The organism is Cloacibacterium sp., from assembly GCF_047601505.1.
GTDB lineage: Bacteria > Bacteroidota > Bacteroidia > Flavobacteriales > Weeksellaceae > Cloacibacterium.
The window spans coordinates 67,261-89,737 of sequence record NZ_JASGJD010000001.1; the positions used below are offsets into that span (position 1 = coordinate 67,261).

Annotated in this window: 24 protein-coding genes; 6 read left to right on the top strand and 18 right to left on the bottom strand. The window is 31.2% G+C overall.

The genetic code is table 11. The annotated features are described in order from the left end of the window. Window positions 1-17 precede the first annotated feature (17 nt). Window positions 18-1,691 (top strand): ABC transporter ATP-binding protein, encoded by a 1,674-nt coding sequence (locus tag QM746_RS00295; RefSeq protein ID WP_414982382.1) that lies wholly within the window; start codon window positions 18-20, stop codon window positions 1,689-1,691. A gap of 120 nt (window positions 1,692-1,811) precedes the next feature. Further along, window positions 1,812-2,147, top strand: coding sequence for a DUF3276 family protein (locus tag QM746_RS00300; protein WP_374361244.1), 336 nt, complete (start codon window positions 1,812-1,814; stop codon window positions 2,145-2,147). A 50-nt stretch (window positions 2,148-2,197) separates the two neighbouring features. Here QM746_RS00300 and QM746_RS00305 read toward each other — a convergent pair whose 3' ends face one another. From QM746_RS00305 to QM746_RS00345, 9 genes are all read right to left on the bottom strand, one after another. Beyond that, the gene (locus tag QM746_RS00305; protein WP_414982383.1) at window positions 2,198-2,719 is read right to left on the bottom strand and encodes a hypothetical protein; all 522 of its coding nucleotides are present in this window, start codon (window positions 2,717-2,719) and stop codon (window positions 2,198-2,200) included. Between the two features lie 24 nt (window positions 2,720-2,743). Further along, window positions 2,744-3,196: a hypothetical protein gene (locus QM746_RS00310; RefSeq protein ID WP_414982384.1), complete on the bottom strand. Its 453-nt coding sequence runs from the start codon at window positions 3,194-3,196 to the stop codon at window positions 2,744-2,746. A gap of 92 nt (window positions 3,197-3,288) precedes the next feature. Then, a complete protein-coding gene (locus QM746_RS00315; RefSeq protein ID WP_414982385.1) occupies window positions 3,289-4,662 on the bottom strand; it encodes a DUF4173 domain-containing protein in 1,374 nt (457 codons plus the stop codon). A gap of 62 nt (window positions 4,663-4,724) precedes the next feature. Beyond that, window positions 4,725-6,140: a B12-binding domain-containing radical SAM protein gene (locus QM746_RS00320; protein ID WP_414982386.1), complete on the bottom strand. Its 1,416-nt coding sequence runs from the start codon at window positions 6,138-6,140 to the stop codon at window positions 4,725-4,727. Then, window positions 6,137-6,481, bottom strand: coding sequence for a hypothetical protein (locus QM746_RS00325; RefSeq protein ID WP_414982387.1), 345 nt, complete (start codon window positions 6,479-6,481; stop codon window positions 6,137-6,139). The genes QM746_RS00320 and QM746_RS00325 overlap by 4 nt, the downstream gene beginning before the upstream one ends. Before the next feature lies 1 nt (window position 6,482). Next, window positions 6,483-7,079 carry a DUF1361 domain-containing protein gene (locus QM746_RS00330; RefSeq protein ID WP_414982388.1) on the bottom strand — a complete coding sequence of 199 codons (597 nt, stop codon included), beginning with the start codon at window positions 7,077-7,079 and terminating at the stop codon, window positions 6,483-6,485. A 189-nt stretch (window positions 7,080-7,268) separates the two neighbouring features. Further along, entirely contained in the window at window positions 7,269-7,559 is a 291-nt protein-coding gene (locus QM746_RS00335) for a winged helix-turn-helix domain-containing protein (protein ID WP_414982389.1), read from the bottom strand. Between the two features lie 5 nt (window positions 7,560-7,564). Next, entirely contained in the window at window positions 7,565-8,101 is a 537-nt protein-coding gene (locus tag QM746_RS00340) for a hypothetical protein (RefSeq protein ID WP_414982390.1), read from the bottom strand. Continuing rightward, window positions 8,101-8,718 (bottom strand): hypothetical protein, encoded by a 618-nt coding sequence (locus QM746_RS00345; RefSeq protein ID WP_414982391.1) that lies wholly within the window; start codon window positions 8,716-8,718, stop codon window positions 8,101-8,103. The genes QM746_RS00340 and QM746_RS00345 overlap by 1 nt, the downstream gene beginning before the upstream one ends. 181 nt (window positions 8,719-8,899) lie before the next feature. Between QM746_RS00345 and QM746_RS00350 the strand changes: the two genes are divergently transcribed. Together QM746_RS00350 and QM746_RS00355 are read left to right on the top strand one after the other, a co-directional pair. Next, on the top strand, window positions 8,900-10,048 hold the full coding sequence (locus QM746_RS00350; RefSeq protein WP_414982392.1) for a trans-sulfuration enzyme family protein: 1,149 nt from the start codon (window positions 8,900-8,902) through the stop codon (window positions 10,046-10,048). Between the two features lies 1 nt (window position 10,049). Then, the gene (locus tag QM746_RS00355) at window positions 10,050-11,546 is read left to right on the top strand and encodes a PLP-dependent transferase (RefSeq protein WP_414982393.1); all 1,497 of its coding nucleotides are present in this window, start codon (window positions 10,050-10,052) and stop codon (window positions 11,544-11,546) included. Between the two features lie 59 nt (window positions 11,547-11,605). Here the strand turns inward: QM746_RS00355 and QM746_RS00360 are convergent, their stop codons facing one another. From QM746_RS00360 to QM746_RS00375, 4 genes are read right to left on the bottom strand one after another with little or no spacing between them, the layout of a single operon-like run. Further along, window positions 11,606-12,373, bottom strand: coding sequence for an enoyl-CoA hydratase/isomerase family protein (locus QM746_RS00360; protein WP_414982394.1), 768 nt, complete (start codon window positions 12,371-12,373; stop codon window positions 11,606-11,608). A gap of 48 nt (window positions 12,374-12,421) precedes the next feature. Continuing rightward, window positions 12,422-12,835, bottom strand: coding sequence for a PaaI family thioesterase (locus tag QM746_RS00365; RefSeq protein WP_414982395.1), 414 nt, complete (start codon window positions 12,833-12,835; stop codon window positions 12,422-12,424). Then, a complete protein-coding gene (locus QM746_RS00370; RefSeq protein WP_414982396.1) occupies window positions 12,835-13,041 on the bottom strand; it encodes a hypothetical protein in 207 nt (68 codons plus the stop codon). Before QM746_RS00370 ends, QM746_RS00365 begins: the two co-directional genes overlap by 1 nt. 3 nt (window positions 13,042-13,044) lie before the next feature. Continuing rightward, a complete protein-coding gene (locus QM746_RS00375; RefSeq protein WP_414982397.1) occupies window positions 13,045-13,302 on the bottom strand; it encodes a hypothetical protein in 258 nt (85 codons plus the stop codon). A 401-nt stretch (window positions 13,303-13,703) separates the two neighbouring features. Between QM746_RS00375 and clpB the strand changes: the two genes are divergently transcribed. Next, window positions 13,704-16,310 carry an ATP-dependent chaperone ClpB gene (gene clpB, locus QM746_RS00380; protein WP_414982398.1) on the top strand — a complete coding sequence of 869 codons (2,607 nt, stop codon included), beginning with the start codon at window positions 13,704-13,706 and terminating at the stop codon, window positions 16,308-16,310. A gap of 335 nt (window positions 16,311-16,645) precedes the next feature. After that, the gene (locus tag QM746_RS00385; RefSeq protein WP_414982399.1) at window positions 16,646-17,629 is read left to right on the top strand and encodes a zinc metalloprotease; all 984 of its coding nucleotides are present in this window, start codon (window positions 16,646-16,648) and stop codon (window positions 17,627-17,629) included. An 84-nt stretch (window positions 17,630-17,713) separates the two neighbouring features. Here the strand turns inward: QM746_RS00385 and QM746_RS00390 are convergent, their stop codons facing one another. From QM746_RS00390 to QM746_RS00410, 5 genes are all read right to left on the bottom strand, one after another. Beyond that, a complete protein-coding gene (locus tag QM746_RS00390; RefSeq protein ID WP_414982400.1) occupies window positions 17,714-18,964 on the bottom strand; it encodes a dicarboxylate/amino acid:cation symporter in 1,251 nt (416 codons plus the stop codon). Between the two features lie 163 nt (window positions 18,965-19,127). Further along, on the bottom strand, window positions 19,128-20,519 hold the full coding sequence (locus QM746_RS00395; RefSeq protein WP_414982401.1) for an arginine decarboxylase: 1,392 nt from the start codon (window positions 20,517-20,519) through the stop codon (window positions 19,128-19,130). A gap of 129 nt (window positions 20,520-20,648) precedes the next feature. After that, entirely contained in the window at window positions 20,649-21,269 is a 621-nt protein-coding gene (locus QM746_RS00400) for a thiamine diphosphokinase (RefSeq protein WP_414982402.1), read from the bottom strand. Next, the gene (locus QM746_RS00405; protein WP_414982403.1) at window positions 21,262-21,891 is read right to left on the bottom strand and encodes a CatB-related O-acetyltransferase; all 630 of its coding nucleotides are present in this window, start codon (window positions 21,889-21,891) and stop codon (window positions 21,262-21,264) included. Before QM746_RS00405 ends, QM746_RS00400 begins: the two co-directional genes overlap by 8 nt. Window position 21,892: 1 nt before the next feature. Next, window positions 21,893-22,468: a cob(I)yrinic acid a,c-diamide adenosyltransferase gene (locus QM746_RS00410; protein ID WP_414982404.1), complete on the bottom strand. Its 576-nt coding sequence runs from the start codon at window positions 22,466-22,468 to the stop codon at window positions 21,893-21,895. Window positions 22,469-22,477: the final 9 nt, after the last annotated feature.

Genomic DNA, 22,477 nt, shown 5'->3' on the forward strand with positions numbered 1-22,477 from the left:
CTGTATTTTTGCAAGATATGAATTCACTTAAAACACTTAATCCATATTTCTGGAAACACAGAGTTTTGATATTTTGGGGTATCCTTTTTATTATTGCTTCTAATTTTTTTGCCATTTATCAGGTTCAATTTGTTGGAAAAACGGTAGATGTGATAAAAGGTGTATTAGATGGTCATAATGTAAAAAAGGAGCTTCTTTTTAAGACTTTATTTATCAACGGAGGAATTATTGTAGGAGCATCTATACTTTCTGGCGTTTTCAGATTTATGATGAGACAAACCATTATTGTAGCCTCTAGAAGAATTGAATACGAACTCAAAAATAAAATTTACAAACATTATCAAGAGCTTTCTCTTTCAACATACAAAAAAACAACAGTTGGAGATTTGCTCAATCGTCTTTCGGAAGATGTAGTAGCCATTAGAATGTATCTTGGACCTGGCATAATGTATGTAATTAACCTTTTTATCTTATTGGTTATTACTTGCACTTATATGCTGATGACGAATGTTGAAATGACGATTTGGACACTTATTCCGCTTCCAATTTTATCATTTATCATTTACAAAGTAAGTTCTATCATCAATAGGAAATCTAAAATAATGCAGAAAAGCCAAAGTGCTATTTCTACATTTGTACAAGATAGTTTTTCTGGGATTAGAGTGGTAAAATTCTTTAACAAAGAAAAATACATCGAAAAAAACTACGGAATTAAAGTTAAAGACTATCAAGACAAAGCTTTAGATTTAGCCAAAACCGAAGCTTATTTCTTCACCATCATTCTTTTTGTAATTGGATTATTAAATGTTGCAATTCTTTATATTGGTGGTAAAAATTATTTCGAAGGAAAACTAAGCGTAGGAACTATTGCAGATTTTTTCATGTATATCAATATTCTTATTTGGCCATTTTCTATGGTAGGCTGGGTTTCTTCGGTTAACCAAAGAGCTGCGGCTTCAATGTCTAGAGTTAATGAATTTATGGATATAAAATCTGAGATTATAAACACTAATTTTGACAATTATCCAATTAGAGGAGATGTAGAATTCAGAAATGTATCTTACACCTATCCAAACACAGGAATTAAAGCTTTAGACAGCCTTTCTTTTAAACTAGAAGCTGGGAAATCTCTTGCCATTATGGGCAAAACAGGAAGCGGAAAATCTACCATCGCATTACTCCTTTGTAGATTAATAGACCCAGATGAAGGCGAAATTCTAATTGATGGCAGAAATTTAAAAAACCATAATTTGGAGTTGTACAGAAAACACATTGGATACATTCCTCAGGAGAGTTATCTTTTTTCTGATACTATTGAAAACAACATTGGTTTTGCAATAGACAACCCAACTCATGCCTTGGTAGAAGAAGTTGCCACCAAAGCAGATGTACACAAAAACATTGTAGAATTTAAAGAAAAATATCAAACAATGGTTGGTGAAAGAGGCGTAATGCTTTCTGGAGGGCAAAAACAGAGAATTTGTATTGCCCGTGCACTCATCAAAAAGCCCGAAATTTTGATATTTGACGACTCTTTATCGGCATTAGACACAGAGACCGAAGAGAACATTTTACAGAACATAGAAAAGGACATTAAATCCTGCACCTCAATCATTATAACTCACAGAGAATCAAGCGCTAAAAGAGCTGATTTTATTTTAAATCTTACAGAAATAGAAGCAGAAAATTAACCTAAAAAAACAGTAAATTTTCCGTTAATTTTGGGCGAATTTCAAATTTTTTAAAAAAAATTTTGAGATTCACAGAATTCTTTTATATTTGTTAAAACAAGATTTCTAAAATAAGTACCCATGAGTGATTACAAGGAGAGAAACGAAAATGAGATTTTCACAAAGGTGTTGAAAGCAGGAAGAAGAACTTATTTCTTTGATGTGCGCGAGACAAAAGCAGGAGATTATTACCTTACCATTACAGAGAGCAAAAAAAATTTCGGAGACAATGGTGAAGCCACTTTCGAAAAACACAAAATCTATTTATACAAAGAAGATTTCGTGAGTTTCAAAGAAATGTTTAACGAATCTACAGATTTCATCATTAAAGAAAAAGGTGAAGACGTAATTTCTGAAAAACACGACAAAGACTTTAAGTCTAGATCTTTTACTATAGAATCTGATGAAGAAGTATAAAAAATAAAAGCACTCCGCAAAAAGAGTGCTTTCTTTATTAAAAAAAACTATTAATTAGCCGGAACCGGAACACTTGTAAATCTAAGCGAAATATTAAGATTGGTATCGTTATTAGCTGTGTTTTTCAAAACATAAGCTACTCTAGCTTTTACAGCTCCACTTTTTACAACTTCGTCTAGAATTTTAGAATTATCTGGGTCTAAATTCAGCATGTTCCCAATATTATTTCCTATATCTGTTCTCTGGGCAACCAAAATTTCTTGGGTATTATTGCCAGAAAGATAAACTTTAATAGATTTAAAAATTCCTAAATCAGAATTTGAACTAAGAGAAGTAGCCGAAACTTTGGCGCTAGAGATTCTTATATCTTGCACCATACTATTTCCTGCGCCTACATATTGAGCAAAACTACTTGCCGAAGATGTAGTAGAAATTTCTTGATTTGCAGGAACTCCAGAAGATACCAAAACATTGGTAGTATAAGGCACTGTATTCTGAACGATACTTTGCACTGTTCCACAACTTACTAATGCTACTGAAGCTATTGCTGCTGATAAAAATATATTTTTCATAGTATAAAATTTTCTGTTTAATAATTACTCTACCGAAAGATTAAAATTGCCAGTAAGTTTGCCTTCAGCCATTAAATTTTTCCCAACTACAATTTTATAAATTCCTTTTTTAGAAATTTTATATTTCATTGTTTTAGAAAACGGCCCATCCGAAGAATTATCTGGCAATATTATTTGATTAATTCTAAGATTTCGGTTCTTATCATTGGTACTAATGGTCGCAGAAATGCTAGATTTCTTAACATTTTTAATCACTAAAATAAACTGTTGATTTTCGTTGGTAAATTCCTCACCAATTGTAAAAGGTAACTGAGAAGCATCTACCGTTCTTATTATTTTATTTCCTTCCACAGTTCTAAATGCTCCTCTTCTTTGAAAAGGCAAAAAAGTAGAATTTTCATGTTCTAGTTTGGAAGTTTCACTTAATGCGCAACTCGCAAAACTAAATACAGATAATAAAAAATATTTGAATATCATCATCTTAATTTTTAGTTGTCTTGAAGCTAATTTCATTCCAAAATTACCAATAAAAAGACGTACAGAAAATATTTATCCTAATTATGTAAAATTTATTCTGAATCTTGAAAATTTATCGTTTCGTAATACAAAACTTTGGAAAGGAAGGATTCTTTATCATTCATTGCTTTCTCATAATTGACTCTCTCATTCATTTCTTCTGGAAATTTTTCATTCAAAATAGTATCATTATAATGTAAAGAATACAAAAATTCAAAGTCTCCTTTATTATTTTCAATGTTATAAATGGTAGCTAAATTTCCCCAATTAACAAAACTACACATCAAAATTGTTCCATACACATACCAAAACATTTGGTTAAAAAGAAAAGCATTGGTTTTCTTCTTTTGAATTTTAATAAACGTAAAAACTAAACCAATGATAGAAAGCAAAAGAAAAGCGTAAACTCCCAATCTTTTGTAAGTTAATCCTAAATTCACAACATATTCGGTGTTTTTTGCAAAAGCTGAAAGCACCAAAACACCATTCAAGAAAACCCAAATTTGAGCTAAAATTTTAAGCCATTTTGCATTTTTATCAAAATTAAAACTTCCTTTGAAATAAAACATAATCACCACAATCGCCATCACAATGCTCGCAATTACGGCACCAACTCTTTCGTGTGTTTCTTCTGCCAGTTGATTGGCGGTTGCTTTTGGCAATTCTACAAATTGTTCGTAATTAAAAGTAACGATAAAGAACAATAGCAAAATATTTAATCCCAAAAAAGAGACAATTCCGCTTAATCTTTCAGAATTTAAGTCTAGAAAATCATACGTTGGTTTTGAAATTTTATCTTCGTTTGAAAAATTATTATTGAGGTAATGATTTTGTTTTGAAATGAATTCGTAAATCTGAAAATTGAAAAAATTAAAAGACAAGAAAAATCCCATCACTGCAAAAACGATAACTTCCCAAAGATTAATATCTAATTCGTAATCTGAGAAAAACGATGCAAAATGCGAACTTCCTTTGGTGTAAATCCCGAAAAAAATAAGCAATAATAAAGCTGGAATTAATATTACTGCCAGAATTTTTTGCCAAAAACTTTCAGTTTTTCTCAACGGAAACCATTGTTCAAACTGAAAAACTCGGTAGATGAAAGTCATAAAATTAATTGCAAAAACAGGAATCACAAAAATAGATTTCAAATCATTGTTTTTAGATTTAAAACCAAGAATAAAAAGCGACGCAAAAATTGCTAAAAAAGAGACGAAATCTCCATACCACGCAAAGGCAAAACTACTGAGAATACTCATAACGAAAAGCATCAAAAAAGTTTTGGTTTTGTAGCTTTCTTCTGTATTAAAATAAGTAAGAACAGAAACTACAATTCCTAAAATTCCGATGTTCAAACCAGGGTTTTGTTCGTAAAAGAGGATTACAAATAATGCTGTAATCAAAAAAATTAAATGATGTTTTTTCATAATTTCTACTGGGTTTTCACCCTTTTAGAGTTTAAAACTCTGAAAGGGTTTATTTTTAATTTTCAAATTTCAAGTAATGTGTTAATAGTTTTCACCTCCAGAATTTCTTTATTTTGTTCATGCTTTACTTTAGAAAGAATGCTTTCTAACAGCGGAAGCATTTTATTGAGTCCTTCGGTTTTGATAATGAAATTCCAAAGCGGCTCAAATTTTTTCCAACCTCCAGAATAGAATAAATGTTTCAATTGATGTTTTGCAGAATCATGATTTAGAGATGCTTTTAAAATATTATTCCAACTATAAAATTCTTTGTACGCCCAATCATAACCTGTTTTTAAATCTTCGGCTGAAATATTTTTGGTTTCATAAACTACATTTCTGGTATCATACAAATCCCAATTTTTCGTTAAAATTCTTCCTTTATTTTCAAAATTTTGAAACAATTTCGTTCCAGGATAAGGAGTAAGAATGTGAAAAGTAGAAGTGGTAATCGCATTTTTCACCGCCCAGTCTACCGTTCTACTAAAAACTTGATTATCATCTTCATCTAATCCAAAAACAAAGCTTCCATTAATCATAATTCCAAGAGAATGAAGCCTTTGAACAGCCAATTCATAATCTTTTTTTAAGTTTTGTTTTTTATTGCTTTGTTTTAAATTTTCTTCGGAAAAAGTTTCAAAACCTACAAAAACACTTCTCAAACCAGCTTCCGCTGCTTTTTCTATTAAATTTCCTCTCAAAATAGAATCTACAGTTGCTGCACCTTGAAAAAATCGATTCATTCCTTTCATTCCATCAAAAAGTTCAGTTGCAAATTTTTGATTTCCAAGCAAATGGTCGTCTAAAAAATATAAATGTTTTCCAGGAAGTCTGTCAATTTCAGACAAAGCATCATCTACCAATTGGGTGTAAAAAGATTTTCCACCGTGGAAAAAAGCATCTTTATAACAAAAATCGCAATGATGCGGACAACCGCGAGTTACAACAATAGAATTTGGAACTAAATATTTTTCTCTTTTGATTAAATCTCTACGAAATGGTGGCAGTTTTTCTAAAGTTCTAACTGCAGAAAAATATCTTTTCTTGGGCGTTTTATTTCTAAAATCCTTCAAAAATTCGGGAAAAGTTTCTTCACCAGGTCCTAGAAAAATAGAATCTGCATGAAGTTTGGCTTCTTCAGGAAGCGAAGTAACGTGTAAACCGCCCAAACAAACATAGCATCCTTTTGCTCTGTAAAAATCTGCAATTTCGTAGGAACGATAAGCATTGGTAATATAGACCTGAATAATTACCAAATCTGGTTCATCATCTAGTTCTAGTTTTTCAACGTGTTGATCAACTAAATCAATTTCGTCATCTTCGGAGAGATAACTTGCCAGTGTAGCCAAACCAAGTGGCGGAAAAAGTGAGTATTTTATTGGTCTCCAATACGGATTTTCGGCTTCCGTAAGTGATGGGAGAATCATTTTTACTTTCATGGTTTTGAAAATTTATTATCTATTAAATAGATTAAAATTGCATATAAAATTCCTATAAGAAAATTTGAGAAAATCAGCAAAAATGAATCTAAATGAATTTTATAATTATCATTATTAACTAATGCTTCATATAATTCAAATAGTCCTATGAAAAGATTTAATAATCCTACAAGAAAAATATAAAAACAACAAATTTGAAAAACTGTAAAGCCAATAGAAAAATTCAAAGTTGCAGACATTGTTAAAAATAGTGTAATAGAAAATAAAAAAGTGCTTAAAAAAACTCCTTTTGCTTGAATTGTAAATTCTAATTTTTTAATTTTTAAATAAATTTTTTTCATTCTAAATTTTTCTAAAAAGTTTAATTGAGAAATACATTAAATTCAGTAAAATTCCCATGAGAATGGTTAATCCCCAAGTTCTAGGATTTTCTGACGGATAGATAATTCTGTAAGAAATGTCTTTGAACAAACCAAAAGGATCGCTCAAAATATCCCAAGAATTCCAGCGTAGAAATCGACCGAGATAAACTCCAAAACTGCTAATAAATAGAAATAAAATCGACAATAAAACAATGAATTTTTTGTTTAAAAATTCCAATAATAGTTTTTCTATTTGCAAGAGACTTACAAAACCGAACATTAAGCCTGTCCAAGCGTAAGAAAGAATCACAATTAAATCATACCAAATCGGGACGATATTTCTCGCTCTTAAATGAAATAAATCTGTAAGAATGTAAGGCGAATTTGGGAAAAACAAAATCCAAATGACGATTAAAGCGACTAATGCAGATTTACTTTTTACCTGAAATTTTGAAATAAATGTACTTACCAAAAACGGAATAATAGCGAGAAATAAATTCCAATTTAGGAATAAGAAAACTTTGGTATCGCTACTATAATACCTGAAAATGAACAGCGTAAAACTAAATATTGACATTAATAACAATAATGTCTCGTGCCGAAATCTGAATGTTTTTTTTAGAATTTTGGTTTTCATATATTAAATATTTTAAAGTACTTTGAATTACAAAGTTTGTTTTCAAAAAATTAAAGGATTGCTCCTTTTTGTTTTTCTGTTGATTATAAGTTATTAAAATTTTAAATTCTACATTTTCAATTAATAAAATTATTTTCCAATTAGTTTTTCAAGCGCATTAATGTGTTCTGTAAAAGCTTGTCTTCCAGAATTAGTAACTCTATAAGATGTTTTAGGCTTTTTCCCAACAAATTCTTTCTTAATTTCAATATAACTTGCTTTTTCCAATGCAGAACTATGACTTGCTAAATTTCCATCTGTAACTTCTAAAAGCTTTTTCATCTCATTAAAATCTACCCAATCATTAACCATCAACACGGACATTACTCCGAGCCTAACACGACTTTCAAATTCTTTGTTGAGTTGACTTATATTTAACATTTAATTTAAAACTTATAAAAAACTAATTTCTTCTTTTTAAAAAACATATTTCCAAATTTTTTCGATTTGAAAACATAATAAAAACTCCAATTACCTCTTACTAATAAAGGTTCTTTATCAACTATCTGATGTTCCGGATTCAGATTAGTTATCTTTAAATGAGGGCTTGCATATCCTTCAATATAATTAACTTTACCTTTATGAACACTTTTAATCTTACCGCTGTCAAAATATTCAAAGAAAATAAACTCATCATTTGAAGTTATTTCAAAATCAAAATGTTCATATTGCCAATCTGCATTTTTACCTTTAAACATATTTTTGTCAACATAATATTTTCCAATTATATCCTTTTTAGAAACCTTAGTTTTACTATTAACAAAATCAATCAGAAAAATCGTTCCAATTAAAAAAATTATAATGCTCCAAAATCCAAAAAATAATTTTATAAATATTTTCTTTTTAGTTAAAAAATATAAACTTGGTAAAGAAAATAAAACCAAAAAGAAAACGATAAATATTACAAAATTTAAGTAAATCATTATCTATACTTCTTATGCATCACAATTCCATACACAATATGCAAAACGCCAAAGCCAATTGCCCAAAAGAACAATCCATATCCTATAAAGAACAGCGAAACAATTCCTAAAATAATTTCGCACAAACCAAGATATTTTACATCAGAAAAGGTGTAATTTCCCGCGTTCAAAAGTGCCAATCCATAAAAAATTAAAGTAACTGGCGCTAACAAACCATGCAAATGATGATAAAGCAATGCCGAACAAAAAACGCCGCCAATTGCTAAAGGAAATGCAAAATTAATCAATAATTTTTTGGTTGCATTATCCCAAATCGAAAGATTATTCTTTTTGCTTTTTCTAATGGTGAAATATGCTCCCGAAACTATCGCCAAAAACATAACAACCATTGCTACTACAACCAAATGCAAAATTAAATTTACTTCATAAAAATTTCTAGTCCCATCAAAATAATCAATATTGTTTTTCTGAAAAAGAAAATATACATAAAATGCTCCCGCCAAAGCAAATAATCCTGCAAAAACTCCAGAAATTCCACTCAACGAAATAACTCTGGAACTTTTTTCCATCATTTTTCTAATGTGTAGAAGGTCTTCTTGATAATTTTTATTTTCCATAAAAAGAACTTTGAAACACAAAGTTATAAATTTTCTCTAATCAACAAAGCCTTTTTTCAAAAAATTTGAATTTTTATTAAACAGAACAAAGAAAAGCTTCAAAACTCAACTAAAATTACATTCTAAAAGTAATATTTTCACTTACTTTGTAATGAAAAATAAGTCTAATACTCTTGAAAAGATGAAAATAGAAACACTTCTTGCTAATCTTGCTCAAAATTCGGGTTTCAAAGATCCTTACGGAGCTTCACATTTCCCAATTTATAACACCGCAACTTTTGACCTCAAAAAACAAGAAGGCAACGATACCATTTACGATTATTCTAGGTCTGATAATCCTACAAGAAATGCTTTGGAAAATATTTTTGCAAAAGCTGAAAACGGTTTCGGTTGTGTTTGTACCAACACCGGAATTGCTGCTATTTCTGTGCTTTTTGAAACGGTTCTAAAAAATGGCGACACCGTTTTGGTTGAAAACGACAGTTATGGCGGAACGTATAGATTGTTAAAAGTTTTGGCAGAAAAAAATGACATCAAAACTATTTATACAGACTTCACCAATCTGAATTTGGTAGAAGAAGAACTCAAAAACAACGAAATTGCTTTGGTTCTTTGCGAATCTCCAACCAATCCAAGTCTCAAAATAATAGATTTAGAAGCCATTGCAATTCTCAGTAAAAAATACAACACTCTTTTTGCAGTTGACAACAGCATGTGTACTTTTGTTTCCCAAAAACCTTTGGATTTAGGCGCGGATATTTCGTTTTTTTCTACCACAAAATTTATTTCAGGGCACGGAAGTGTAATTGCAGGTGCTGTGGTTTCTAAAACTGAAGAACTTCATCAAAAAGTAAGATTTTACGCCAATGCTTATGGAAATGCTCAAAGTCCGATGGATGTTTTTCTCACTTCTTTAGGCTTGCCAACGCTCGTTTACAGGATGAAAGCTCAGGAAGAAAGTGCTTTGAAAATTGCAAAATTTCTAAAAACTTTTCCTCAAATTAAAAGCGTAAAATTTCCCGCTTTAGAAGATTTTGAACAAAAAGAATTAGCGAAAAAGCAGATGAGCATTGTTCCCGCAGTTCTTACCATTCAATTAGAAAATGAAGAAGCTGCCAATAAATTGATTAACAATACTAAACTTTTCGGAAAAAAAGTCTCTTTTGGAACTTCGGATTCTAGGTTAGAAATTCCGGCTCAGATGAGTCACGCTACCAATTCTAAAGACAGTTTAGACTCAAAAGGAATAGATAATGCCACAGTAAGAGTATCTATAGGACTCGAAAACACTGAAGATTTAATAGAAGATTTATCTCAAGCTTTACAATAAAATGACATACAAAATTCAACATATACCGTTAGGAAATTCTTTGCCTGTAAACAATCCGCATTCTGTTTCGGTGAGTTTGCCCACTTTAGAAGATGTAATTGGCTACGAAGAAAACAGACCAGAAATTTTGAATCAATTAAAAAATGGTTATCCAAGATTTTTTAAAAATAAAATGATTCAAAAGTTAGAAGAACATGTAAAAAATCTTCATCAAATTGATGACAGCAAAATGGTTTTTCCCATCACATCAATTCATGCAAAAAATTTGATAGAAAACCTTGTTGAAGAGCATTTTGAAAGTATAATTTTTGAAAATGTATGTTTCTTAATTTTGCCAAAAAACCACAAAAAAACAATTCAGGTAAAGAAAATAATTCAAAATATTGGAGCGATTATAAGTTCTAGAAATGCAGAAAAAATTCTGTTCGACAAAGCTCTTATTAACGAACTTTTTAAGGAAGAAAGATTAGAAATAGAACAGCCAGAAGAAGAAATTACTAAAATCCTTTCGGAAGCTTATTCTGCAAAAAAAGAAAATATTTTCTTAACAAATTCTGGTACAAATGCCGTATTTTCGGCAATTGAAACGTTAACTCAAATCAAAAGAAAAGAAGGAAAAACGCTGAACGTACAATTGGGTTGGTTATATTTAGATTCAATCGACATCATCAAAAAAAGAAGTGACGAAAGTTTTCTTTACATTAATATTCATCAAAAAGAACAATTTGAAAATTGGTTGGCAGAAAACCACCAAAAAGTTGCCAATATTATTTCCGAAACGGTAAGCAATCCTATTTTACAATGCTTAGATTTACCTTGGTTGTCTAATCTTTGCAAAAAACATGGAATTGGTTTGATTTTAGACCATACTATGGCGAGTCCGTTTTGTGCAGAAGTGCTTCAATATTGCGATATTGCGGTAGAAAGTCTTACTAAATTTGCTTGCGGAAATGCCAATATTTTGATGGGAGCTGTAATGGTGAATGAAAATTCTGAGTATCAAAATCAAATAAAAGAAGAAATTGAAAAATATACTTTGAAACCTTATGTTTTAGATTGCAAAAGATTAGCATTCGAAATGCAAGAATACGAAGTGAGAATGCAGAAAATTTCTAAAAACGTTTCTCAACTTTACGATTACTTGAAAGAGCAGGATTTTGTAGAAAAAATTTATTCAGTTTATGAAGAAAAATCTTGGCAAAACTTCTTAAAAATTAGAAAAAACGATAATCATATTGGCTTATTAACTGTAATTTTCAAAAAACCTTTATCAGATTGTTACAAGGCTCTTAATTTTTCTAAAGGTCCTAGTTTAGGAACAGAATTCACTTTAGCAATGCCATATACTTACTTGGCTCATTTTGATTTATTACAAACGGAAGAAGGTAGAAAATTTTTAGAAGAAGCAGGTTTAGACCCTAGAATTATAAGAATTTCTGTTGGTACAGAGCCTATTGAAGATATAATTAATGAATTTGAAAAAATTAAAGAACTGTAAATTTAGAACTCTTTATTTTCACCAAAAAAAATGCTTCTCAAATCAAGAGAAGCATTTTTTTAATTTTTCTTGCCTAAATTTAGTTTAATTTTTTCGATATTTTCTTTGGTAGAATCTTTCAAAAGCAAAGAAGCACTCATCAAAATTCTTTCGGGCATTAACTTATCAAAATGTTCTGTACCTTCCCAAGATACTTTTTTTATCAAAGCTAGAGCATCTGTACTTTTAGTTGCTAATTTTTCTGTAAACTTCTCAATTTCTTCATCCATTTCAGAAATATTTTCAAAAACTTGATGATAAATATTGTTTTCTTTTGCCCAATTTGAATCTCTAAATTCTATATCCAAACTCATTGCTGTAAACTCAGATTTACCAATTTTTCTCTCAACAAAAGGGCCAATTACAAAAGGTCCGATTCCTAAATTTAACTCTGGCAAAGCCAAACTTGAATCTTTTGTCGCAAAACAATAATCTGCAGCACAAGCAATTCCTACTCCGCCGCCAGTCGCTTTACCTTGAACTCTTACCACAACTATTTTACCACAAGTTCTTATAGCATTGAGAACCTTTGCAAATCCACCGAAGAAATTTTTAGAAGCTTCTAAATCGTTGATTTCTAACAACTCGTCGAAACTTGCTCCAGCACAAAATGCTTTTTCACCATAAGATTTCAACAAGATTATTTTAACCTCATCTTTGGCTGCTTCTACCAAAATGGTTTGAGCTAATTTTTCTAAAATTTCACTCGGCAAAGAATTACTTTTAGGAGTCCCAAAAGTGATTTCTGCAATATTTCTTTTTATTTCTGATGATACGTATGCTTGCATATTATTTTTAACAAAGTGCGCAATGATTTCTAGTTCAAAATTTTGAAACTACAAATCCGTCACTTTTTTATCTAATTTATAAACTGTTCCGCGGAAACTTGCCACCACAATTTTATGTTGATTAGTAATGGTAATGTCATAAACCGCCGTTTTTCTGGTGTCTGCCATCAAAATACTTTCTGCAATTAACACATCCCCAAGTCTTACCGCTTTGGTAAAATTAATCATACAATTGAGTGCAACTGCTGCATTACCCGTATTGTTAGAAGAAAAAGCCAAAGCTGATTCTGCAAAAGAAAACGTTACACCTCCGTGAACAGTTTTAAGTCCGTTAATCATTTCTTGGCGAATTGGCATTTCTATTAAACAATAATTTTCTCTAATTTCTATCAATTTAACGTCCATCCATTGCGAGAAAAAATCTTGACTGAGAATATAGTTTGCGGTTTCAGTTGGTGTCATTAATTGGATTTTCTATTTTTAAAATACGAATTATAAACCGCAAAAACAAGAGCAAAAGCGAAAAAAATATACCATCTTTCTTCAAAAAAATCAAAAAAAGATTGCTCTGATTTATTGATGAATTTATTCATTAAAAAACTAAGCGGAACCAAAATTACAAAAGAAAAAATGGTGCTTATGATGGTTGTTACTAATTTTTGATTCATTGTTTAAATTTTTTGGTCACATAAATCGTCTTTGATGTAAATTCCAACTTTAGAATTCACAAATTCTCCTGCAACAAACTCAATTTTCTGAGTTCCATCTGTTATTTCATAATGTTTGAAATAATAAACTTGTCCTTCGTAAGGTCCCAATACTTCTACTTTTTTATTGAGACAATGCCACGGAAAATTCCAAATATTCAAGTGATTGATTCGGAATTCTTCGTTTTCGTCTATTGCTTTTGCAAATTTCCAATTAGTCATAACCATTAAATTACAAAATATTGAGTTACTAAATTACATTTTTTTTCTTTAGTGTTGATATTTTAAATTTTAACACGATTTAAAAATCTAAAAAATCGGAATTTCTGTCTTTTAAACGACTTAAAACAAATTGTTTATAGGAAAATTTGTCGGATATTCTTTTCTAAAATCTTCCATTTCAGAAAATTTGACTGAATTCTAGTTTTTGAACACTTTTTGAAATAATCACTTCGAAATAGAATATTCGGCGCAAGCCAATTAAATGATTAAATAAGCATTAAGATTAAAATAATTATTAAAAAGAACTCAAATTTTAGTCTTAATATTTTTAAAAGTTAAGTGAAAAATTTCACAAATCTTGTAATAATCTAAAAAGAAAAACAAAAATCAACTAAAATATTATGAATCTAAATCAATATACCACAAAATCACAAGAAGCCATTCAAAAAGCACAACAAATTGCGCTTGATTTTGGCCATCAAAGCATTGAACCTCAACATTTACTAGAAGGAATTCTTCAAGTAGATGAAAATATTTCTGCTTTTTTGATGAAAAAATCTGAAGCAGACCTTAATTTAATACGAGAAAAAAACCGTGAAGCTTTAGAAAACTTACCAAAAGTACAAGGTGGCAACATTTATCTTTCTCAATCTGCAAACAAAGTATTGCTAGACGCTCCTAATGTTGCTAAGAAAATGGGCGACGAATTCGTTACCATAGAACATCTTTGGCTTTCACTTTTGGATGTAAATTCTGAAGTTTCTAAAATTTTAAAAGATTTTGGAGTGACTAAAAAATCTTTGGAAATGGCAATTCAAGAATTGAGAAAAGGAAGCAAGGCGACTTCAGCAAGCTCAGAAGAAACATATCAATCTTTAAATAAATATGCTAAAAACTTCAACGAATTAGCTGCAGAAGGAAAATTAGACCCTGTAATTGGTCGTGATGAAGAAATCAGAAGAGTTTTGCAAATTCTTTCGAGAAGAACCAAAAACAATCCAATTCTAATTGGTGAGCCAGGTGTTGGTAAAACTGCCATCGCAGAAGGAATTGCTCACAGAATCATCAGTGGAGACGTTCCCGAAAATTTAATGGATAAAACTTTGTATTCATTAGATATGGGTGCTTTAATCGCCGGTGCAAAATACAAAGGTGAATTTGAAGAACGTTTGAAATCTGTTGTGAATGAAGTAATTAAAAGTGATGGTCAAATCATTCTTTTCATTGATGAAATCCATACTTTAGTAGGAGCTGGCGGCGGTGAAGGAGCGATGGACGCTGCAAATATTTTGAAACCAGCTTTGGCAAGAGGAGAACTGAGAGCGATTGGTGCAACCACTTTAAATGAATATCAAAAATATTTCGAAAAAGATAAAGCACTTGAAAGACGTTTCCAAAAAGTAATGGTGGAAGAACCTGATACTGAATCGGCTATTTCTATCCTCAGAGGAATTAAAGATAAATATGAAGCGCATCACAAAGTAAGAATAAAAGACGAAGCGATTATTGCAGCAGTAGAAATGTCTCAACGATATATTTCGGATAGATTTTTACCAGATAAAGCCATCGACTTGATTGATGAAGCTTCGGCTAAATTGAGAATGGAAATCAATTCAAAACCAGAAGAATTGGATGTTTTAGACAGAAAATTAATGCAGTTGGAAATTGAATTAGCTGCCATCACCAGAGAAAAAAATGAATTAAAAATTAATCATTTAAAAGAAGACATTGCAAAAATTTCTGAACAAAGAAACGAAATTCACGCAAAATGGCTTGGGGAAAAACAAAAATCAGAAGATTTAACTCAGATAAAAAAAGAAATTGAATCTTTAAAATTGGAAGCTGAAAGAGCTTCTAGAGCCGGAGATTACGCTAAAGTAGCAGAAATTCAGTACGGAAAACTTCGTGACAAAGAAGAAGAGTTGAAAAAATTAGAAATCGAAATGCAAAACAATCAGAATGAATTAATTAAAGAAGAAGTAACTTCTGAAAACATCTCTGAAATTATTGCAAAATGGACCGGAATTCCTGTGACTAAACTGCTTCAATCTGAAAGAGAAAAATTATTAAACTTAGAAACCGAACTTCATCACAGAGTTGTTGGGCAAGAAGAAGCCATTTCGGCTGTTGCAGATGCAATTCGAAGAAATAGAGCTGGATTGAGCGATGATAAAAAACCAATTGGTTCGTTCTTATTTTTAGGAACAACCGGTGTTGGTAAAACGGAGCTAGCAAAAGCTTTAGCCGAGTTTTTATTTGATGATGAAAACAATATGACGAGAATTGACATGAGTGAATATCAAGAAAGACACAGTGTTTCAAGATTAGTAGGTGCGCCTCCAGGATATATTGGTTACGATGAAGGCGGACAATTGACCGAAGCAGTGAGAAGAAGACCTTATTCAGTGGTACTTTTAGATGAAATTGAAAAAGCGCATCCTGATGTTTTCAACACTTTGTTACAAGTTTTGGACGATGGAAGATTAACAGACAATAAAGGTAGAGTGGTAAATTTCAAAAACTCTATTATCATTATGACATCGAATTTAGGTTCGCATATTATACAGGAACGCTTCGACTCCGCTCAGCGCGACAAAGATGATAACATTAACGAAGAAACAATAGAACAAACGAAAGAAGAAGTTTTTGGATTATTGAAACAATCTCTCCGTCCAGAATTTTTAAATAGAATTGATGAAGTAGTACTTTTCCAACCGTTAAGTAAATCTCAAATTGGTAGAATTGTGACTTTCCAATTGAGAGGTTTCAACGAAATGTTAGAAAAACGAAATATTATTTTAACTGCAACAGAAGACGCTTTAAAATATTTAACCAACAAAGGTTATGACCCAGTTTTCGGAGCTAGACCTTTGAAAAGAGTTCTTCAACACGAAGTTTTGAATAAATTATCTAAAGAGATTTTGGCAGGAAATGTAAATGAAGGCGACAGAATTACATTAGATTATTTCGACGAAAGCGGCTTGGTTTTTAGACCAACAGAAAATTAATTCATATTAAAATCATACTTTTCTTTAAAAATCCATCAAATAATTTTGGTGGATTTTTATTTTTGATGATTATTAAAAAAAATAATCTTTTTTTTATCAAAAACCACCAATTAACACGAGACATTACATTATTTATAATATTTTTTGAAATAAATTTTTAAAATAAATTTAATAAATTTTAATAATTTAACAAATAAAAAACACCTAAAACACCCAAAAACAATGGATAAAATAACTTTTTTTGAAAATTTTTAATAAAAAACATTGCAAGATAAATTTAAACAATCTAAATTCGCCAAACTGAAGATAAAATTAATTAAAAATTAAAATTTGCTATGAAGAAACTTTTATTCGGCGCGCTTGCGCTTGGAATGTTGGCTGCTTGTAACACAACAACAGAATCAACAGAAAACACTACAGACGACGCTCTAACAAGCGTAGCTTCAAGAAAATCTTGTCCATCTGAAGAAATCAGAGCTAATCTATTAGCAACAAACCCTGAAGCAAAAGCTAGATATTCTAAAATTGAATCTGGCGTTGACAGCTTTATAAAAGCAAAAAGAGCAGGCAGAGTAAATGCTGACGGAAGTATTGACATCCCTGTAGTAGTAAACGTTTTATACAAAACTGCAGCAGAAAATGTATCAGACGCAAAAATCGCAGAACAGATTGCTATCCTTAATGCAGATTTTGGAGGCACTAATACAGATGCTTCAAAAATCCCAACAGAATTTTCTGGTGTAAAAGCTGGAGATACTAAAGTTAGATTCCACTTAGTAAATACCGTAAGAAAATCTACAACAAAAACTAAATGGGGAACCAATGATGCTATGAAAAAATCAACCACTGGTGGCATTAACGCAACTTCTCCATCTAGCTATTTCAACATTTGGGTAGTTGGTAACATGGGAGGAATTCTTGGTTATGCTACATTCCCAGAATCTGCTGGACTTTGGAATGATGGTGTTGTAATTGCTGCGCCTTATTTTGCAGCTACTGGCGCTACAGCTCCTTACAACTTAGGTAGAACTGCAACTCACGAAGTTGGACATTACTTAAACCTTAGACACATTTGGGGAGATGCAACTTGTGGAAGTGATTTAGTTGCTGATACACCTACTCAAACTGGTGCTAACTACGGAAAACCAACTTATCCAATGTACAATACTTGTGGTGGAGTTTCTAGGTCTGTAATGTTTATGAACTATATGGATTATGTAGATGATGCTGCAATGTTTATGTTCTCTGCAGGACAAAAAGATAGAATTCAAGCTACAGTAGCTTCTGCAGGACCAAGAGCTGGATTAAGAACTTATTAATAAATCTTTTTCAAATTAAACTAAAAAACCCTTCAAGAAAATTCTTTGAAGGGTTTGTTTTTTATTAAAATTTATATTCTTACTCTACAATTCTCCGCCATGTTGTTCTAGCTGACCTTCCCATTTTGACACTGCAGAAGTTGCTAAAGCATTACCAAGAACATTTGTCATACTTCTTCCCATATCACAGAAATGGTCTATTGGAAGAATTAAAGCAATTCCTTCTGGTGGAATTCCAAACATAGAACAAGTAGCAACAATAATTACCAAACTAGCTCTTGGCACGCCTGCAATTCCTTTACTGGTAAGCATTAACACAAGAAGCATTGTAATTTGCTGACCCACAGTCATTTCAATTCCATAAATTTGAGCAATAAAAATTGAAGCAAACGTCATATACATCATACTTCCATCCAGATTAAATGAATATCCCAATGGCAAGATGAATGATACAATTCTATTATTACACCCAAAACGTTCTAATTCTTCTACTAATTTCGGAAAAACAGCTTCTGAACTTGTTGTGGAAAAAGCAATTAACAATGGAGCTTTTATTCTTTTCAATAGTTCAAATAATCTATTTCCTAAAATTAAATATCCTACAATACAAAGCAACAACCATAATAAAAGCAAAGCAAAAAAGAAATCTCTAAGATATATTGCATAAACTTTAAAAATCTCAAATCCATTTGTAGAAACTACCGCAGCAATTGCTCCCAAAACACCAAGCGGAGCAAACCACATAATATAACTTACCATTTTCAAAATTGCATGAGCAATAATATCCAAAGATTTTATGATAGGTTTAGAATATTCGTCGCTAAATTGCGAAAGTGCAATACCGAACATTACGGAAAACAACACAATCTGAAGAACCTCATTTGTAGCAAAAGCTTCAAAAATACTTTTAGGAACTATATGCTTCACAAAATCTTCTAATGTAAAACCTTTGCTATTGCTAATAATTTCAGAAACAGAATTAGCATCTTGTATCGGAAGTTTTGTAACATGACCTGGCTCTAACCAATTCACCAAAACCAATCCTAGCAATAAAGAAATTAAAGACGCTGATATAAACCAAAGCATCGCCTTACCTCCCACTCTACCAATCATTGCTGTATCGCCCATTTTTGCAATACCAACAACCAAAGTTGTAAATACCAGCGGAGCAATAATCATCTGAACCAATCTGATAAAAATTGTACCTAAAAGCTTAATATTTTTAGAAAAAGGCTCCACACTTTCAGGAAAAAAAGTATGCACCACACCACCAATCATTACTCCTAAAATCAAAGCAATAATAATGGCAAAAAAAAGTTTGTTTTGTCCTTTCATAATCAAATTTTCAATCTATTACAAATATAGTTTATTTGAGTGCTTTACAAAAATTTCCGCACTATATAGAAGCTTAGTTTAACTAAAAAACCTCAAATATCACAAAAATCTAAAGATTTCGTAAAATAAAAAAGCTCAGAAATAATTTCTGAGCTTTAATTTATTAGTAACCTAAAAGCTTTAACACATCTTCCGGCTTTTGTTCTTCGCTGAAAACTTCGTATTGAAGCTTACCGTTTTTTGCTTTATAAATCAAAACATGTTTCGGCTGCGGAATCAAACAGTGATGAATTCCTCCAAAACCACTTATCGTTTCCTGATAAGCCCCTGTATTGAAAAAACCTATATAAAGCGGTTTGGTATCACTAAAAATAGGCAAATAGATAGCATTAGCATGCTGTTCGGAGTTGTAATAATCATCCGAATCACAAGTAAGACCTCCCAAAAATACTCTTTCATAAGAATCTTCCCAACGGTTAAGCGGAAGCATAATAAATCTTTTAGAAATAGCCCAAGAATCTGGCAAAGTAGTCATAAAAGAAGAATCTATCATATTCCACTTTTCTCTGTCGTTCTGACGTTTTTGCGAAATAATTTGATACAAATTACCAGCACTTTCCCCAACAGTAAAACTACCAAATTCCGTATAAATATTTGGCTCTTCCACGCCTTCTTCTTCGCAGAATTTTTTGATTTGATATACAATTTCTCCCACCATATATTCATAATCATAATCAAACTGAAGAGAACTTTTTATAGGAAAACCTCCACCAATATTAAGAGAATCTACCTCTGGAGCAATTTTTTTTAAACGTGCATAAACACGCAAACATTTGAACAATTCATTCCAATAATATGAGGTATCTTTAATCCCAGTATTGATAAAAAAGTGAAGCATCTTCAACCTTGCATTTGGATGCTCGGCAATCTTCTGAGAATAATATGGGATAATATCTTTATATCCGATTCCCAATCTACTGGTATAAAACTCGAATTTCGGCTCTTCTTCTGAAGCAATTCTGATACCGATATCAAAAGTAGCATCAATGCTTTCCGTTAATTTATCCAATTCTCGGTAATTATCCAAAATAGGAATTACGTTTTCAAAACCTTGATTAATTAAATCTGAAATCTTGTTCAAATAATCATCTGTTTTGAAACCATTACAAACCACTTCTATATCTTTTTCAACTTTACCGCCTTCGTAAAGTTTTCTCACAATATCAATATCAAAAGCGGATGAAGTTTCTAACGAAATATCATTTTTAAGTGCCTCTTCTAAAACAAAAGAAAAGTGACTAGACTTGGTACAATAACAATATCGATAAGATTTTTTATATTCATTTTTCTTGATGGCATCTTTAAACCAATTTTTGGCTTTTTTGATGTTTTCAGAAATTTTTGGCAAATAGCTAAATTTAAGCGGGGTGCCAAATTTTTCTACCAACTCCATCAAAGGAATGTCATGAAAGTAAAGTTGATGATCTTCGTACTTTAGTTCTTCCTGAGGAAAATAAAGCGTTTGATCTATCAATTCAGAATATTTTATTTTCATCTTTTACTCAAAAAATTAAGAGTACAAAAATGATAAAAAAGATTGAATATTTATATTAAAAATTTATTTTTTTATAGAGACATTACACTAAAAAACAATTTTACAAAGATGAAGTATCTCGCAAAGCACCTATTTACCGATAAATATTAGCAAATTTCCTACTTTGTATGAAATCTTCACAACATCTTTTTTCGCAAAATTTCTAGTGCCAATTCTGGTTGTAATATCTAATTCTTCGTTGCGAAGTTCCCAATTTAAACCATCGGTTATTAAATTTTCTACTTTTGGGAAAGGAACCAAAGAAACCATTTTGCCCTCTACAGAATTTATTTCAAATTCTTTCGGAATAAAATAATATTGAGAAAGCTCGTCGTAAAAAATAATTTCAATTAATTCTCTAAAGAGAAAAGCGACATGTAAATTCCCTAGAAAATGGTCTTGTTCGCCACCACTTCCTCCATACACATCTACTTTTTTAATTCCTTTATTTTTTAAAATATCCAATGCTTTTTGGAAATCTGTAAAGTTTTGGTCTGGCGTAAATATGAATTTTTCGTGGTAAATATTTTCATCATTACCAGAATGAGAATCAAAATCGCCAGAAATAAAATCGAGTTTATCTAAAGAAAAATTTTTCTCTTTCAAATAGTGAAAAGCACCATCAGTACAAGCAATTATAGCATAACCTTCTGTGTTGGGAAGATTTTCTGGTGGAGTTCCGTTGATAAAAAGTATAGCTTTTTCAGACATATTTTTCTAATTTTCCGAGGTCTAAATCGGTAAGATTTTGAACATTTTCAGTAATTTTCTCTATATCCCAATTCCACCATTGTAATTTCAAAAGTCTAGAAATAATATCTGGTGAAAATCTTTTTTTAATTTCTTTAGCAGGATTTCCGCCAACAATAGAATAAGGTTCTACATCTGAAACTACGGTAGAATTGGTAGCGATAATTGCTCCGTCTCCAATTTTTACACCAGCCATAATGGTGGCGTTGTAGCCAATCCAAACATCATTGCCAATTTCTATATTTCCTTTATTGGGATAAGTTTTCCCTACCATTGCGCTTTCCCAACCATTTCCAAAAACTGCAAAAGGATAAGTGCTTATGGCATTGCTTAGATGATTGGCTCCGTTCATGATGAATTTTACATCTGAAGCAATCATACAAAATTTGCCAATAATGAGTTGGTCGCCCGTAAAATCAAAATGATATTTTACATTTTTTTCGAAATTATGTACATCTTCGAAATCATCATAATAAGTATAATCGCCAACAATAATGTTAGGATTTTTGATGATGTTTTTCAGAAAACACAATCTATCGTAATTTTCTAACGGGAATATAGCGTTTTTATCTGGTCCTTGCATTCTATTTTGCTCTTTCACTTGGATTCCAAAAATCTTCTTTTTCGCCAGAAATTTTAGAAATATATCTTGCCAAAACAAAAAGATAATCTGATAATCTATTGAGATATTTTATGGGCTCTGGTCTTAATTCTTCGGTTTCTCTAAGGAAAACCATGCTTCGTTCTGCTCTTCTGCAAACCGTTCTGCAAACATGAATTGTTGCGGCTGCTTTTCCACCGCTTGGTAAAATAAAGAATTTAAGTGGTTCTAATTCTGCATCAAAATCGTCCATCCAACGTTCTAATTCTGTAATTTCTTCTTCAGAAATTAACAAATCTAATCTGCTTTTACCATTTGCCAAAAACATTTTATCAGTGGGCGTTGCCGCTTCTGAACCTACGGTAAATAAATCAAACTGAATTTTTTGTAATTGACTTAAAACTTTTTCGTCAGAAATTTCAGCTTTTGCCAAACCAATGAAAGCATTGAGTTCGTCTAAAGCTCCGTAAGATTCTACTCTTGCAGCAGCTTTAGAAACTCTGGTTCCTCCGTAGAGTGAAGTTTCGCCTTTATCGCCAGTTTTGGTGTAGATTTTCATAAAATTGAT